The organism is Pseudomonas sp. YJ42 (assembly GCF_047225135.1).
In the GTDB taxonomy this organism is placed as follows: Bacteria; Pseudomonadota; Gammaproteobacteria; order Pseudomonadales; family Pseudomonadaceae; genus Stutzerimonas; species Stutzerimonas stutzeri_E.
In genome coordinates this window covers 2,933,304-2,948,662 of record NZ_CP178378.1, presented here as the reverse complement: position 1 = coordinate 2,948,662, position 15,359 = coordinate 2,933,304, and the positions used below count along the sequence as shown (strand labels likewise).

At 58.9% G+C, this 15,359-nt stretch carries 15 protein-coding genes; 7 read left to right on the top strand and 8 right to left on the bottom strand.

All coding sequences use genetic code 11. The features are described from left to right. Window positions 1-24 precede the first annotated feature (24 nt). The 4 genes from dnaN (at window position 25) to ahpF (ending at window position 6,432) form a co-directional block, all read left to right on the top strand. Window positions 25-1,128, top strand: a complete 1,104-nt coding sequence (gene dnaN / locus ACL0K2_RS13575; protein WP_045164345.1) for a DNA polymerase III subunit beta — start codon at window positions 25-27, stop codon at window positions 1,126-1,128. A gap of 10 nt (window positions 1,129-1,138) precedes the next feature. Further along, entirely contained in the window at window positions 1,139-2,251 is a 1,113-nt protein-coding gene (gene recF, locus ACL0K2_RS13570) for a DNA replication/repair protein RecF (protein ID WP_413042838.1), read from the top strand. Next, window positions 2,248-4,662 carry a DNA topoisomerase (ATP-hydrolyzing) subunit B gene (gene gyrB / locus ACL0K2_RS13565; RefSeq protein WP_045164347.1) on the top strand — a complete coding sequence of 805 codons (2,415 nt, stop codon included), beginning with the start codon at window positions 2,248-2,250 and terminating at the stop codon, window positions 4,660-4,662. Before recF ends, gyrB begins: the two co-directional genes overlap by 4 nt. Window positions 4,663-4,866: 204 nt before the next feature. After that, window positions 4,867-6,432 (top strand): alkyl hydroperoxide reductase subunit F, encoded by a 1,566-nt coding sequence (gene ahpF / locus ACL0K2_RS13560; protein WP_413042837.1) that lies wholly within the window; start codon window positions 4,867-4,869, stop codon window positions 6,430-6,432. A gap of 69 nt (window positions 6,433-6,501) precedes the next feature. Here ahpF and ACL0K2_RS13555 read toward each other — a convergent pair whose 3' ends face one another. Genes ACL0K2_RS13555 through glyQ form a run of 4 tightly spaced genes read right to left on the bottom strand, consistent with a single transcriptional unit; the run spans window position 6,502 to window position 10,781 of the window. Further along, on the bottom strand, window positions 6,502-7,239 hold the full coding sequence (locus ACL0K2_RS13555) for a lysophospholipid acyltransferase family protein (RefSeq protein WP_045159958.1): 738 nt from the start codon (window positions 7,237-7,239) through the stop codon (window positions 6,502-6,504). After that, window positions 7,236-7,778 (bottom strand): D-glycero-beta-D-manno-heptose 1,7-bisphosphate 7-phosphatase, encoded by a 543-nt coding sequence (gene gmhB, locus ACL0K2_RS13550; RefSeq protein WP_413042836.1) that lies wholly within the window; start codon window positions 7,776-7,778, stop codon window positions 7,236-7,238. The genes ACL0K2_RS13555 and gmhB overlap by 4 nt, the downstream gene beginning before the upstream one ends. A gap of 4 nt (window positions 7,779-7,782) precedes the next feature. Continuing rightward, window positions 7,783-9,837, bottom strand: a complete 2,055-nt coding sequence (gene glyS / locus ACL0K2_RS13545) for a glycine--tRNA ligase subunit beta (protein ID WP_413042835.1) — start codon at window positions 9,835-9,837, stop codon at window positions 7,783-7,785. After that, complete coding sequence (glyQ, locus tag ACL0K2_RS13540) at window positions 9,834-10,781, bottom strand: glycine--tRNA ligase subunit alpha (RefSeq protein ID WP_045159962.1); 948 nt, start codon at window positions 10,779-10,781, stop codon at window positions 9,834-9,836. Before glyQ ends, glyS begins: the two co-directional genes overlap by 4 nt. 137 nt (window positions 10,782-10,918) lie before the next feature. Between glyQ and ACL0K2_RS13535 the strand changes: the two genes are divergently transcribed. The 3 genes from ACL0K2_RS13535 to ACL0K2_RS13525 all read left to right on the top strand — a co-directional run bounded on the left by ACL0K2_RS13535 (window position 10,919) and on the right by ACL0K2_RS13525 (window position 12,744). Then, window positions 10,919-11,485 (top strand): DNA-3-methyladenine glycosylase I, encoded by a 567-nt coding sequence (locus ACL0K2_RS13535; protein ID WP_239611448.1) that lies wholly within the window; start codon window positions 10,919-10,921, stop codon window positions 11,483-11,485. Between the two features lie 75 nt (window positions 11,486-11,560). Beyond that, the gene (locus ACL0K2_RS13530) at window positions 11,561-12,448 is read left to right on the top strand and encodes a lysophospholipid acyltransferase (protein ID WP_413042834.1); all 888 of its coding nucleotides are present in this window, start codon (window positions 11,561-11,563) and stop codon (window positions 12,446-12,448) included. Between the two features lie 29 nt (window positions 12,449-12,477). Continuing rightward, a complete protein-coding gene (locus ACL0K2_RS13525; protein ID WP_045159965.1) occupies window positions 12,478-12,744 on the top strand; it encodes a PilZ domain-containing protein in 267 nt (88 codons plus the stop codon). Window positions 12,745-12,784: 40 nt separating this feature from the next. Here ACL0K2_RS13525 and ACL0K2_RS13520 read toward each other — a convergent pair whose 3' ends face one another. The 4 genes from ACL0K2_RS13520 to ehuC all read right to left on the bottom strand — a co-directional run bounded on the left by ACL0K2_RS13520 (window position 12,785) and on the right by ehuC (window position 15,322). Continuing rightward, entirely contained in the window at window positions 12,785-13,102 is a 318-nt protein-coding gene (locus ACL0K2_RS13520) for a tetratricopeptide repeat protein (RefSeq protein ID WP_413042833.1), read from the bottom strand. Between the two features lie 68 nt (window positions 13,103-13,170). After that, window positions 13,171-13,950 (bottom strand): ectoine/hydroxyectoine ABC transporter ATP-binding protein EhuA, encoded by a 780-nt coding sequence (gene ehuA, locus ACL0K2_RS13515; protein WP_045160034.1) that lies wholly within the window; start codon window positions 13,948-13,950, stop codon window positions 13,171-13,173. Between the two features lie 56 nt (window positions 13,951-14,006). Continuing rightward, entirely contained in the window at window positions 14,007-14,666 is a 660-nt protein-coding gene (gene ehuD / locus ACL0K2_RS13510) for an ectoine/hydroxyectoine ABC transporter permease subunit EhuD (RefSeq protein ID WP_045159967.1), read from the bottom strand. Next, the gene (gene ehuC / locus ACL0K2_RS13505; RefSeq protein ID WP_045159968.1) at window positions 14,663-15,322 is read right to left on the bottom strand and encodes an ectoine/hydroxyectoine ABC transporter permease subunit EhuC; all 660 of its coding nucleotides are present in this window, start codon (window positions 15,320-15,322) and stop codon (window positions 14,663-14,665) included. The genes ehuD and ehuC overlap by 4 nt, the downstream gene beginning before the upstream one ends. Window positions 15,323-15,359: the final 37 nt, after the last annotated feature.

The window sequence follows — 15,359 nt, the reverse complement described above, 5'->3', positions numbered from 1 at the left end:
AATTAATAGGCAAGGGACCAGACCATGCATTTCACTATCCAGCGCGAAGCCCTGTTGAAACCCCTGCAGTTAGTGGCCGGCGTCGTTGAGCGGCGCCAGACCTTGCCGGTGTTGTCCAACGTTCTACTGGTGGTTCAGGATCACCAGTTGTCCCTTACCGGAACCGATCTCGAAGTCGAATTGGTTGGCCGTGTCGCTTTGGAGGATGCATTCGAGCCGGGCGAGATTACCGTGCCGGCACGAAAGCTGATGGACATCTGCAAGAGCCTGCAGCCTGACGCGCTGATAGATATCCGTCTGGACGATCAAAAGGTGGTAATTAAATCGGGGCGCAGTCGCTTTTCCCTGTCGACCTTGCCGGCAAACGATTTTCCCACCGTTGAGGAAGGCCCGGGTTCGCTGAATTTCAGTGTCAATCAGGGAAAGATGCGCCGCATGATCGAACGCAGCAGCTTTGCCATGGCGCAGCAGGATGTACGCTATTACTTGAATGGGATGCTGATCGAGGTATCCAGCGGAATGCTGCGCGCCGTCGCGACTGACGGCCATCGTTTGGCGATGTGCTCCATGCAGGCCGGCATCGAACAGCCTGATCGCCATCAGGTCATTGTGCCACGTAAAGGTATTCTCGAACTGGCGCGCCTGCTCACCGATCAGGACGGTGATGTCAGTATCGTTCTCGGTCAGCACCACATCCGGGCAACCACTGGCGAGTTCACGTTCACTTCCAAGCTGGTAGATGGGAAGTTTCCTGACTATGAGCGCGTCCTGCCGCGCGGTGGTGACAAGCTCGTTGTGGGTGAGCGTCAGACGCTACGCGAAGCATTCAGCCGTACAGCGATTTTGTCCAATGAGAAGTACAGAGGCATTCGTCTGCAGTTGGAAAGCGGTCTGTTGAAGATCCAGGCCAACAACCCTGAGCAGGAAGAAGCCGAAGAAGAAGTCGCCGTCGATTACTCGGGCGGCTCGCTGGAGATCGGTTTCAACGTCAGCTATCTGCTCGATGTACTGGGCGTCATGACTACCGACCAGGTCCGGCTGATCCTCTCCGATGCGAACAGCAGCGCCCTGGTTCAGGAGTTCGATAACGATGATTCGGCTTATGTCGTTATGCCGATGCGCCTGTAACCACAACTAGATGTCGCTTAGCCGTATCTCCGTCACCGGCGTTCGCAATTTGCAGCCGGTGACGCTAACTCCCTCCCCTCGGATCAACATCCTCCACGGCGACAACGGCAGTGGGAAAACCAGTTTTCTTGAGGCCATCCATCTCCTTGGCATGGCCCGTTCTTTCCGCAGCACGCGCCTGAATCCCGTTATTAGCCATGAGCAGACGAGTTGCACCGTCTTCGGCCAGGTTGAGCTGGGTGTAGAACAATCCAGCGCGTTGGGTATTGCGAGAGATCGCGGTGGAGAAATCCGTATACGCATCAATGGTCAGAGCGTCCGGAGCGCTGCGGAGCTTGCTGAAACCCTGCCATTGCAACTGATCAATCCTGATAGCTTTCGTTTACTGGAAGGTGCACCAAAGCTTCGTCGTCAATTTTTAGATTGGGGCGTGTTCCACGTGGAACCCCGTTTTCTTCAAGCCTGGCAGCGCCTTCAGCAAGCGCTGAGGCAACGAAACTCATGGTTACGGCATGGTACACTGGACGCCGCTTCGCAGGCTGCTTGGAGCCGCGAGCTGAGTGCGGCAAGCGATGAAATCGATAGTTATCGGCGTGCCTATATCCAGGCTCTCAAACCCGTGTTCGAACGCATCTTGGCCTCCCTTCTGGAGCTGGAAGGCTTTCAATTGAGCTATTACCGCGGCTGGGATAAAGAGCGGTCCCTTGCTGAGGTGCTGGCAGCTTCGATCGAGCGCGACAGACTTATGGGGCATACCCAAGCAGGACCGCAGCGGGCTGATCTTCGCTTACGGATTGCTAATCATAATGCGGCCGAGACACTGTCGCGTGGCCAGCAGAAGCTTGTCGTCTGTGCACTGCGAATCGCTCAAGGGCATTTGGTAAGCGAGGCCAAGCGGGGTCAGTGCATTTACCTGGTCGATGATTTGCCGTCCGAACTGGACGATTACCACCGGCTTTCGTTGTGCCGGTTGTTGGAACAACTGAATTGTCAGGTATTTATCACCTGTGTCGATTCGAACGTATTGCGAGAAGGCTGGCGTGAAGATACGCCAGTCTCAATGTTTCACGTGGAACATGGTGAGATAACCCAAGTCCACGGCCCCTCGGGAGTGAAGGCATGAGTGAAAATCACACGTACGATTCGTCCAGCATCAAGGTCCTCAAAGGCCTCGATGCAGTTCGTAAACGTCCCGGCATGTACATCGGAGACACGGACGACGGCACCGGTCTGCACCACATGGTCTTCGAAGTCGTCGACAATTCGATCGACGAAGCGCTGGCTGGTCATTGCAGCGATATCTGCATCACCATTCACGTAGATGAATCCATCAGTGTCCGTGACAACGGCCGCGGGATCCCGGTCGATACTCACGAAGAAGGTGTATCCGCAGCCGAAGTCATTATGACCGTGCTACACGCCGGCGGTAAGTTCGACGACAATTCCTATAAGGTTTCTGGTGGCCTTCATGGAGTGGGCGTCTCGGTAGTGAATGCTCTGTCAGAAGAGCTTGTACTGACGATCCGCCGTGAGGGTAAGGTCTGGGAGCAGACCTACCGTCATGGCGTACCACAAGCACCATTGGCCGCAGTCGGCGAAACTGACGGTTCAGGCACCGAAATTCATTTCAAACCGTCGGCCGAAACCTTCCAGAACATTCATTTCAGCTGGGACATTCTGGCCAAGCGCTTGCGAGAACTGTCGTTCCTTAATTCGGGCGTGGGAATCGTGCTTCGCGATGAGCGAAATGCCAAGGAGGAGCTGTTCAAGTACGAGGGCGGTCTGAGCGCGTTCGTGACCTACCTCAATACCAACAAGACGCCCGTTAACGAAGTATTCCACTTCAATGTTCAACGCGATGATGGTGTTGGTGTCGAAGTGGCGCTGCAATGGAACGACAGCTTCAATGAAAATTTGTTGTGCTTCACCAATAACATTCCGCAGCGTGACGGCGGCACTCATCTGGCGGGCTTCCGTTCGGCGCTGACGCGTAACCTGAACAATTATATCGAGCAAGAAGGCCTGGCGAAGAAGCACAAGGTCGCGACTACCGGTGATGATGCCCGTGAAGGCTTGACAGCCATCATCTCGGTAAAAGTGCCGGATCCCAAGTTTAGTTCTCAGACCAAAGACAAGCTCGTGTCTTCCGAGGTCAAGACGGCGGTCGAACAGGAAATGGGTAAGCATTTCGCTGACTTCCTGCTGGAGCATCCCAATGAGGCCAAGGCGGTCGTTGGCAAGATGATCGATGCCGCTCGTGCACGCGAAGCTGCCCGCAAGGCCCGTGAAATGACCCGGCGTAAGGGCGCCTTGGACATTGCCGGTCTGCCCGGCAAACTCGCTGATTGCCAGGAAAAGGACCCTGCCCTTTCCGAACTCTACATAGTGGAGGGTGATTCCGCGGGCGGTTCTGCCAAGCAGGGCCGCAACCGCAGGACTCAGGCCATCCTGCCGCTCAAAGGCAAGATTCTCAACGTTGAGAAGGCCCGCTTCGACAAGATGATCTCTTCGCAGGAAGTTGGCACGCTGATAACGGCGCTTGGCTGCGGCATCGGCCGTGAAGAGTACAACATCGACAAGTTGCGTTATCACAACATCATCATCATGACCGATGCCGACGTTGACGGTTCGCACATCCGCACGCTGCTGCTGACGTTCTTCTTCCGCCAGCTCCCCGAGTTGATTGAGCGTGGTTATGTGTATATCGCTCAGCCTCCGCTCTACAAGGTCAAACGCGGCAAGCAAGAGCAGTACATTAAAGACGACGAGGCGATGGATGAATATCTCACCCAGTCTGCGCTCGAGGACGCCAGCCTCCACGTCAACGAGCACGCGCCAGGCCTTTCGGGCGAAGCGCTGGAGCGGCTGGTCAACGACTATCGCACTGTGATGAAAACGCTGCAGCGGCTCTCCCGCCTTTATCCGCAAGAGCTGACCGAACACTTCATCTATCTACCGCGGGTGAGCGTCGAGCAGCTCGGTGATCACGCAGCGATGCAGGCCTGGCTGGAGCCCTACGCGGCTTTGCTGAAAGGTGTCGAGCGTTCCGGATTGGCCTACAAGGCAAGCCTGCGTGAAGATAAAGAGCGAAATCTTTGGTTGCCAGAGGTGGAGATTATTTCCCACGGGCTGGCCAGCTACATCACTTTCAATCGCGACTTCTTTGGCAGTAACGACTACAAGACGGTTACCGTTTTGGGTGAGAAGCTGAATAGCCTGCTTGAGGAAGGTGCCTACGTTCAGCGTGGTGAGCGCAAGAAGCCGGTCACGACTTTCAAGCAGGCGCTTGATTGGTTGATGACCGAAGGAACTCGCCGCCATAGTGTCCAGCGATACAAGGGATTGGGTGAAATGAATCCGGATCAGCTATGGGAAACCACTATGGATCCGGCGGTTCGCCGGATGCTCAAGGTCACCATCGAAGACGCCATTGCAGCGGATCAGATCTTCAATACTTTGATGGGCGACGCTGTAGAGCCACGGCGCGATTTCATCGAATCCAATGCTTTAGCGGTATCCAATTTGGATTTCTGATCGCTGGATCAATAAGAATCACTAAACCCGGCGCAAGCCGGGTTTTTTTGTTCCACGTGGAACACGATAGACTTACTCGATCATCGCTCTTGGATTAATCAATTTTCAGAATTCTTTGTGGCCTCGTATGCTCCTCTCATCAAAAGTATTCAACCTTCTGGTTCTCTGCCCTGACAGAGGCCTTTCGCTACGGGGAAATTTCACATGCTCGACAGCAACCTGAAATCGCAACTGAAAACCTATCTGGAAAAGGTCACCCAGCCGTTCGAGATCGTCGCGTCCCTCGGTGACGGCGAGAAGTCACAGGAAATGCTCGAGCTGCTGGAAGAGATCACCAGCCTGAGCGACAAGATCACCCTGCGTACTGACGGCGATGACGTGCGTCGCCCCTCGTTCGCGCTCAACCGTATCGGCGGCAATACCAGCCTGCGCTTCGCTGGCATCCCGATGGGACATGAATTCACCTCCTTGGTCCTCGCCCTGCTGCAAGTCGGCGGTCATCCGTCGAAGACTGCGCCGGCGATCATCGAACAGATCAAGAACCTCGACGGCGAGTACCGTTTCGAAACCTACTTCTCGCTGTCCTGCCAGAACTGCCCGGACGTGGTCCAGGCGCTGAACCTGATGGCGGTGCTCAACCCCAACATCCACCATGTCGCCATTGATGGTGCACTGTTCCAAGAAGAGGTCACGGTGCGCCAGGTCATGTCCGTGCCGAGCATCTACCTCAACGGTGAGCTGTTCGGCCAGGGGCGCATGGGTGAGGAAGAAATCCTCGCCAAGCTCGACACCGGCGCTTCGGCGCGTGATGCCGAGAAGCTCAGCGCCAAGGAACCGTTCGACGTACTCATCGTTGGTGGTGGACCAGCCGGCGCCGCAGCGGCCATCTATGCCGCGCGCAAGGGCATCCGTACCGGTGTCGCCGCCGAGCGTTTCGGTGGTCAGGTGCTCGATACCATGGCCATCGAGAACTTCATCTCGGTGAACGAGACCGAAGGCCCGAAACTGGCCCGTGCGCTGGAAAACCATGTGCGCGAATACGACGTCGACATCATGAACCTGCAGCGCGCAGCCCAGCTGATCCCGGCCTCGAACCAAGGCGGCCTGCATGAGATCAAACTGGAGAATGGCGGCTCGCTGAAGGCCAAGACCCTGATCCTGGCCACCGGTGCGCGGTGGCGCGAGATGAACGTGCCCGGTGAACAGGAATATCGTGGGCGCGGTGTCGCCTACTGTCCGCACTGCGACGGCCCGCTGTTCAAGGGCAAGCGCGTGGCGGTAATCGGTGGCGGCAACTCGGGTGTCGAAGCGGCCATCGACCTGGCCGGCATCGTCGCTCAGGTGACCCTGCTCGAGTTCGACAGCCAACTGCGCGCCGATGCCGTGCTGCAGAAGAAGCTCTACAGCCTGCCGAACGTCAGCGTGATCACCAGCGCGCTGACCAGCGAAGTCACCGGCGACGGCCAGAAGGTCAACGGGTTGATCTACAAGGACCGCAACTCCAGCGAGTTTCATGAGCTGGAGCTGGAAGGCATCTTCGTACAGATCGGCCTGTTGCCCAACTCCGACTGGCTGAAAGGCACCGTGGAGCTGACTTCACGTGGCGAGATCATCGTCGATGCGCGTGGCGAGACCTCCTTGCCGGGCATCTTTGCCGCCGGCGACGTCACCACCGTGCCGTACAAGCAGATCGTCATCGCCGTCGGCGAAGGCGCCAAGGCCTCGCTGAGTGCCTTCGACCACCTGATCCGCAGCTCCGTCGACGACTGAGCACAGCGCTAAGGAAAAAGGGGAAGCAGACGTCCGTCTGCTTCCCCTTTTTTTGCTTCCCGTCCTGGCTCAGGCGCTGCTTTCAAGTTCCATGACCTGTTGGTTGACCCAGTCCTCGGCGCGCTGATTGAGCTGGGCGACCGCGCGCGGTCCTTCGCTTTCGGCCTGCATCGCCGGACCGATGACCACCCGAATGGTCCCAGGCCGCTTGCCCCAGCCCGACTTCGGCCAGAAGGTCCCGGCATTATGTGCGATCGGCAGCACTGGCAGCTTGGCGTTGACCGCCAACGCCGCTCCGCTGCGAGAGAACTTGGCCGCCTGGCCAACCGGAACGCGAGTGCCCTCAGGGAATATCAGCACCCAGGCGCCCTGCTCCAGCCGCTCCTGGCCCTGCTTGGCGACCTGGCGCAACGCCGCCTTGGGGTTGTCGCGGTCGATGGCGATGGGTTTGAGCAGCATGATCGCCCAGCCGAAGAACGGCACATAGAGCAGTTCACGTTTGAGTACCTGGCTCAGCGGTTCGAAATACGCCGAGAGAAAGAAGGTTTCCCAGGTACTCTGGTGCTTGGAGAGGATCACGCAGGGCCTGTCTGGAATGTTTTCCTGACCGCTCACTTCGTAACGTAAGCCAATAACGGTCTTAGCCAACCAGACGGCGCTGCGACACCAAGTCTGCACCACGAATCGGTAGCGCGTACGGAACGACATGAACGGCGCGAAGACCAGGCTGACCAGACACCAGGCGAAGGCGGTGAACGCCAATAAGAAGTAGAACAGCGCGATGCGTACAGGCAGCAAAACGCTCATCGTTTGGTTCTCAGTAAATGATCGGCCACTGCCGCAAGATCATCGAACACCTGCGTTCCCGGTGGCAGTGATCCTTCCAACGTTTTGATGCCTTTACCGGTGCGCACGAGATAAGGCACGCCCCCGAGGCACATTCCTGCATGAAGGTCCCGATGGCTGTCACCAACGACCGGCACACCCTTGAGATCTTCCAAATGAAAATGCTCGGCGATTGTCTGGAATAACCCAGGTAACGGCTTACGACAATCGCAGCCGTCATCCGGGCCATGGGGGCAATGCACGATCAGGTCAATGTGTCCGCCCTGCTCCATTGCCAGCTGCTGCATTTTGAAATGCATGTCGCTGAGTGTGGAGGCGTCGAACATGCCGCGAGCCAGGCCGGACTGGTTGGTGGCGACCGCCACCGTCCAGCCGGCTTTGCATAATCGTGCTATGGCTTCCAGTGAACCCGGAATGGGGATCCATTCGTCCAGAGTTTTGACGTACGCATCGGAGTCTTCGTTAATGACGCCGTCGCGGTCGAGCACGATCAGTTTCACCGGCTTAGCCAAGTGTGGAAATATCGGCAACGCCAAGGAACAACCCCCTCAACCTGGCTAGCAAGGCATAGCGGTTGGCTCGCACCGAAGCGTCTTCGGCATTGACCAGTACCGCTTCGAAAAACGCATCCACCGGTCCGCGCAGGTGCGCCAGCCGTTCGAGCATTTCCCGATACTGACGCGCGGTGGCCAATGGCAGCACGGCCTGCTCGGCCTGCTGCAGCGCCGAGTACAGTGAAAACTCGGTGGCATTGTCGAAATAGCGAGGCTCGACGGTTTCCGGCAGTTTCGCTTCGAACTTGCTCAGCAAATTCGACACACGCTTGTTTGCCGCCGCCAGGGCTTCGGCTTCCGGTAGATTGCGGAACGCTTGCACCGCCTGCACTCGCTGATCGAAATCCAACGCCGATCCGGGCTGCACGGCGCGTACCGACAGGTACGAGGCGACATCGACGCCTTCGTCCTCGTAGCGTGCCCGCAGGCGATCGAAGACAAACTCCAAGACCTGATCGGACAGCCCAGCGGTCTTGACTTGATTGCCGAACTGGCCGATGGAAAAGCGCACCGCCTCCACCAGATCGAGATCAAGCTGTTTTTCGATCAGGATGCGCAAGATACCCAGGGCCGCGCGACGAAGCGCGTAAGGGTCCTTGCTGCCGGTGGGGAGCATGCCGATGCCGAAAATGCCGACCAGGGTGTCCAGCTTGTCGGCGACTGCCAGTACCGCGCCGGTATGGGTAGAAGGCAGCTCGGCACCCGCACCGCGCGGCATGTATTGCTCGTTCAACGCCAGGGCTACATCGTTGGGCTCGTCGCCATTGAGGGCATAGTAATAACCGGCGATGCCTTGCATTTCCGGAAACTCACCGACCATTTCGGTTGCGAGGTCACACTTGCTGAGCAGTCCGGCACGGGCCGCCCATTGCGCGTTGCCCTCCGTGCGCTCGGCGATAAAGGCGGCGAGCCTTGAAACCCGCACCGCCTTGTCGTACACCGTGCCCAGTTGCGCCTGGAAGATTACGTTCTTCAACCGTTCGTTGAAGCTGTCCAGCGGCTGCTTCTTGTCCTGTTTGAAGAAGAACTCCGCATCGGTCAGACGTGGACGGACGACCTTCTCGTTACCCGCGACGATCTGCGCCGGGTCTCTGGATTCGATGTTGGCCACGGTGATGAAACGCGGCAGCAACTTGCCATTGGCATCTAGCAGGCAGAAGTACTTCTGGTTGTCCTGCATGGTAGTGATCAGCGCTTCCTGCGGAACTTCAAGGAAGCGCTCCTCGAACGAGCACACCAGCGGCACCGGCCATTCGACCAGTGCGGTGACTTCGTCCAGCAGCGCCGGCGGCACGATGGCGCTGCCGTTCTGCTCGCCAGCCAGTTGCTCGACACGCTTGGCGATCAGCTCACGGCGTTCGGTGAAATCGGCGATTACCCGGGCGCCGCGCAGATCTTCCAGATAGCTTGTCGGCTTGGAAATGCGCACCGGGCCGGGGCTATGGAAACGATGGCCCCGGGATTCGCGACCGGCGCGTTGGGTGAGGATCGTGCAGTCTATGACCTGGTCACCCAACAGCATCACCAGCCACTGGGTCGGCCGGACGAACTCTTCCTTGCGTGCGGCCCAGCGCATGCGTTTGGGAATCGGCAGCTCGCTCAACGAGGTTTCGACGATACCGGGCAACAGCTCAGCAGTCGCCTGGCCGGGTATCGAGCGGCTGTATCTGAGTTTCGGACCGCTGCGATCGATCTCAGCGAGGTCGACGCCGCATTTACGGGCAAAACCCAACGCGGCCTGAGTGGGCTCGCCTTCGGCGTCGAAAGCGGCCTGCAACGGTGGCCCTTCGAGGTTGATGCTGCGATCCGGCTGCTCGCTTTCGAGCTGCTCGATCAGCACGGCGAGACGTCGTGGCGCAGCGAATGCCTGTACCCGCCCATGTGAGAGGCCGGCGTCTTTCAAGCCTTTTTCGATGCCTGAGCGGAAGGCGTCAGACAGCTTGCCCAAGGCCTTGGGTGGCAACTCTTCGGTGCCGAGCTCGACCAGGAAATCCAGTGCACTCATTCTGCAGCCTCCAGCTTGGCCAGTACTTCGTCACGCAGGTCGGGGGTGGCCATGGGGAAGCCGAGTTTGGCACGTGCCTGCAGGTAGCTCTGCGCTACTGCCCGCGCCAGCGCCCGTACGCGCAGGATGTACTGCTGACGCGCCGTCACCGAGATGGCGCGCCGCGCATCCAGTAGATTGAAGGTATGCGAGGCCTTCAACACCATTTCATAGGTGGGTAACGGTAGCTCCAGTTCGATCAGCCGGTTAGCCTCCGACTCGTAGAAATCGAAGAGCTCGAACAGCTTGTCTACGTTGGCGTGTTCGAAGTTATAGGTGGACTGCTCCACTTCGTTCTGGTGGAACACGTCGCCGTAAGTGACGGTACCGAACGGGCCGTCTGTCCAGATCAGGTCGTAGACCGAGTCGACGCCCTGCAGGTACATGGCCAGACGCTCCAGGCCATAGGTGATCTCGCCGGTGACCGGGTAGCACTCGATCCCGCCGACCTGCTGGAAGTAGGTGAACTGGGTGACTTCCATGCCGTTCAGCCAGACTTCCCAGCCGAGCCCCCACGCGCCCAATGTCGGCGATTCCCAGTTGTCCTCAACGAAGCGTACGTCGTGCACCAACGTATCTACGCCGATGTGGCGCAGGGATCCGAGGTACAGCTCCTGGATATTGTCGGGATTCGGTTTGAGCACTACCTGAAACTGGTAATAGTGCTGCAGGCGGTTGGGGTTTTCACCGTAACGGCCATCGGCCGGACGGCGCGAAGGCTGGACATAGGCTGCGTTCCAGGTCTCTGGACCCACGGCACGCAAGAACGTGGCGGTGTGGAATGTACCGGCGCCCACTTCCATGTCATAGGGTTGCAGAACGATGCAACCCTGCTCTGCCCAATAGCTTTGCAGGGCGAGGATCAGGTCTTGGAAGGTGCGCACGGCAGGCGTAGGCTGGGTCAAAATTTCACCTGTGCTGGCTTCGACAGAAAGCCTCGGAGTATACCCGATAACGGCTCCGGCCCGTTGTAGCGCGTGCCTTCCGGCAGGCGTTGGTGAACAACCCCCTCTGCTCGTCGCCCTTCGAAGGACTAGAAAAAATGCCGCGTTGCGCCTGGTGTAGCGATGATCCGCTGTATATCGAATATCACGACAGCGAGTGGGGTGTTCCGACCCGCGACCCACAGGTCCTGTTCGAATTTCTCATTCTTGAGGCCTTTCAGGCCGGGCTGTCATGGATCACGGTCCTGCGCAAGCGCGAGCGCTATCGCCAGGTCCTGTTCGGTTTCGACCCCCAGCGCCTGGCACAGATGACGGATGCTGAAATCGATGAGCGCATGCTCGACCCCGGCATCATTCGCAACCGACGAAAACTCGAAGCGGCACGGCGCAACGCCCAGCTGTGGCTCGAGCTGGAGGATCCGGTCGGCTGGTTGTGGTCGTTCGTCGGTGGGCGGCCGAAGGTCAACCATTTCGAGTCGATCAAGCAGGTACCGGCGGTGACAGCCGAAGCCGAGGCGATGAGTCGCGCATTGAAGAAGGCCGGCTTCAGCTTCGTGGGCCCGACGATCTGCTACGCCTACATGCAGGCCTGCGGCATGGTCATGGACCACACCACCAACTGTGATCGCTACGCGCTGCTGACCGATACATCGACCCGTACGTAGCGGCCAGGCGGGCGGACGAGTAGCGCAGCGCCCGAAGCAGTTACACTAGCGGCTTTGATTTTTCGGGAGAGATCCTTGGACAAGTTCAAAGGTGCGCTGGTGGTCGGCTTCCTGCGCCTGTTCGCGCTGCTGCCCTGGCGTGCGGTACAGGGTCTGGGCGGCTTCATCGGCTGGTTGATGTGGAAGTTGCCCAACCGTTCTCGTGAGGTTGCCCGAACCAACCTGAGCAAGTGCTTTCCCGAGCTTGACGCCGCCGAACAGGAACGGCTGTTGCGGCACGGTCTGCAGCAGATCGGCAGAACCTTTACCGAAAGTGCCTGTGCCTGGATCTGGCCAGCAGAAAAGACGTTGCGTCTGGTCAGGCAGGTCGAAGGACTGGAGGTGCTGGAAAATGCTTTGGCATCCGGTAAGGGGGTCGTGGGTATCACCAGCCATCTGGGTAATTGGGAAGTGCTCAATCACTTCTATTGCGCGCAGTGCAAGCCGATCATTTTCTACCGTCCGCCGAAGCTTAAGGCTGTGGATGACCTTTTGCAGCGCCAACGGGTCCAGCTGGGTAACAAGGTTGCGCCTTCGACTCGCGAGGGCATCATCAGCGTCATCAAGGAAGTCCGCAGGGGGGGCGCCGTCGGCATTCCGGCCGATCCGGAACCCAGTGAAGGTGCCGGTGTATTCGTGCCCTTTCTCGGCACGCAGGCGCTGACCAGTAAGTTCGTGCCCGGTATGCTCACGGGTGGCAAGGCCATCGGGGTATTTCTTCATGCGTTGCGCCTGGAGGATGGTTCAGGCTACAAGGTGATTCTCGAAGCGGCGCCGCCGGCGATGTACGACGAGAACGTCTATGTCGCGGTCGCTGCCATGAGCGGCGTCATCGAGCGCTACGTGCGCACCTGGCCGAGCCAATACATGTGGACCATGAAACGTTTCAAGAAACGCCCGGCAGGCGAACGCCGCTGGTACTGACCACCAGCTAACGAACAAGGGAACGTCAGATGTCAAACCAGCGACAGCACCCGCGCTCACCCATGAAATGTCGAATACGCATCGCCCATGAATCCTTTGGCGAGGTGTTTGCGCATACCCGCGATCTATCGGATGGCGGTGTCTACGTCAAACATCCGCAGCTGACTGAGTTGCGGCTCGGGATGGTCGTCACTGGTCAGGTGCAGGATCTGCCTATCCCGGCGCCTGTTCTGCAGATGGAAGTGATGCGCGTCGATGCCGAGGGGGTCGGCTTGCGCTTCATTCAAGACACCTGAACGAGGTGATGCTGCCGCACGGCGGGTCTCGCCAGCGACGCTAGGCCCCGGTCTGCTTGTTCAGTTTGCGCAGGAATACCGTCATTTCCTTCTCGGCCTGCTTGTCACCGTGCGCTTGCGCGGCGATCAGGCCTTGCTCCCAGGCATGACGGGCTCCATTGAGGTTGCCGTCGGCCTGTAGCGCTTTGCCGAGAAGCTTCCAGGCAGCCGAATATTTGGGATCCTGCTCGACGCAGCGCTGCAGATGGTCAGCGGCCCGAGCCGCGTCACCGGCGTCCAGATAACCCTTGCCGAGGCCAAAGCGCAGCATGGAATTATCCATACCTTTGGCGAGCATCTTTTCCAGCGATTCGAGCATGGCTTCCTCTTGGCCGCGGGGCGGCAGTACCGGTGCAAAGGCGCGGGCCGGCCCACCGTCGCCGAAAGCTAGCTTGCCTGGGTGACCGCGCTAAGAAATTCCTGAGTGCGCAGTTCCCGCGGATTGCCGAACAGCTCGTCCGGCGTGCCCTGTTCGTGAATGCGGCCCTCGTTGAAGAAGCATACCCGGTCGGCGAACTCCCGGGCGAAGCCCATCTGATGGGTGACCATCAACATGGTCAGGTTGTGCTCGTCCCCCAACCGCCGAATGACATTGAGCACCTCTCCGCAGAGCTCCGGATCCAGCGCCGAGGTCACCTCGTCGAACAGCATCACCCGTGGCCGCATGGCCATGGCGCGGGCAATGGCGACACGCTGCTGCTGGCCGCCTGACAGCTGCGCCGGGTAATGCTCGAGCTTGTCCTCCAGTCCCACCATGGCCAGCAATTCATCCGCGCGTTCACGGGCTTCGTTTTTCGATAGCCCGAGGACTTGTACCGGTGCTTCCATCACGTTCTGCCGAGCGTTCATGTGCGGAAACAGGTTGAAGCTCTGGAATACCATGCCCACCTTGCCGCGCACATGGCGTTGGTAACGGCCACTGGCCGGCACCAAATGACCATCGGATGCCGGCATATGGGTCAATGGCTCACCGTCGACTTCGATGACGCCATCATCGATCGTCTCCAGGGTCATCAGCGCCCGCAGCAGGGTCGATTTACCCGAGCCGCTGGGGCCGATGATGGCGACCTTCTCGCCATTGGCAACCTCCAGATCGAGATGGTCGAGTACGGTGAGGTCGCCGTAGCGCTTGGTCACCTGGTCGAAGCGCACCAGTGGCTCGGCCATCTCAGGGTTGCCATTGAAGGAGGTGTTCGGATTGGCGTCGAAATGCGGTGAAGTGTTCATCGGGCAAGCTCCAAGCGGTTTTCGAGGCGGCGGACGCACCAGGCCAGGGCCAGGCTTAGGATCAGGAAGAACAGGCCGACCATGGTGATCGGTTCCAGGTAGCGAAAGCTCTCTGAGCCGATGTTCTTGGCCTGCTGCATGATTTCGACCACGGTGATCGCCGAAAGCACCGGGGTGTCTTTCAACATCGCCACCAGATAGTTGCCCAGTGCTGGCAGTATCGGGCGCAGTGCTTGGGGCAGGATGACATCGCGGTAGGCGGTCGTCGGCTTCATATTCAGCGCAGTTACCGCCTCCCATTGGGCCCGAGGCACGGCATCGAGCCCGGCCCGGTAGACCTCTGCCGTATAGCAAGCATAGTGCACAGCAATGGCGACGATGCCGGCCTGTAGTGCGCTGAGGTTGATGCCGTAATTGGGAAAGACGTAGAACAGGAAGTAGGCCTGGATCAGCAACGGCGTGCTGCGGATGAATTCGATCAGGCCGGTAGCCGGCCAGGACAACCAGACTCGCTTGCTGCGGCGGGCTACGGCTAGTAACAGGCCGAGTACCACTGCAATGGCGAAGCCGCTGATGGTGATGCCAATCGTCTTCAGCGAAGCCTGGAGCAGCTGAGGCAGGATCTCCCAGGCGAACTGCCAATCAAAGAAGTTCATGCCAGGCCTCCTTTGATCCTACCGCGGCTGAGGCGCCGTTCAATCAGGCGCATGCCGAGGTTGATCGCCTGGGCCATGACGAAGTACATCACCAGCGCCATGCCGAAGATTTCAAGTGTCATGAAGGTCGCCTGATCCAGCTGGCGCGAACGGAACGCCAGATCGGAAATGGTGATCAGCGAGACCAGCGAAGTGTTTTTCAACAGCTCGATCAGCAGGTTGGTGCCGGGAGGGATAGCAGCCAGCAGCGCCTGCGGCAGGATAATCCGGGTAAAGCGTTTGAGTGGAGACATGTTTAACGCCACGCAGGCTTCATATTGCCCGCGTGCCACCGAGCGGATGGTGCCGCGCATGACTTCCGCGCCGTAGGCCCCGATATGCAGGCCAAGACCGAATACGGCGACTGTAAAAGCCGATAGTTCCACGTGGAACGGTGGCATCGGCAGCACGAAATACAACCAGAACAGCTGGACCAGCAGGGAAGTGCCGCGGAACACCTCGATATAGGCAATCGAGAACCAGCGCAGCGGAGCGAACGGTGACAGGCGCCCCAGCGCACCGAAGACGGCGCATACAATCGCCAGTAGCGAGGCCCAGAAGGTGATCTGCAATGTCACCCAGGCGCCCTGAAACATGAGGGGGAGAAGTTCGCCCATAGGTTCGATACCTCTGTGCAGGAACGAAACCACACGA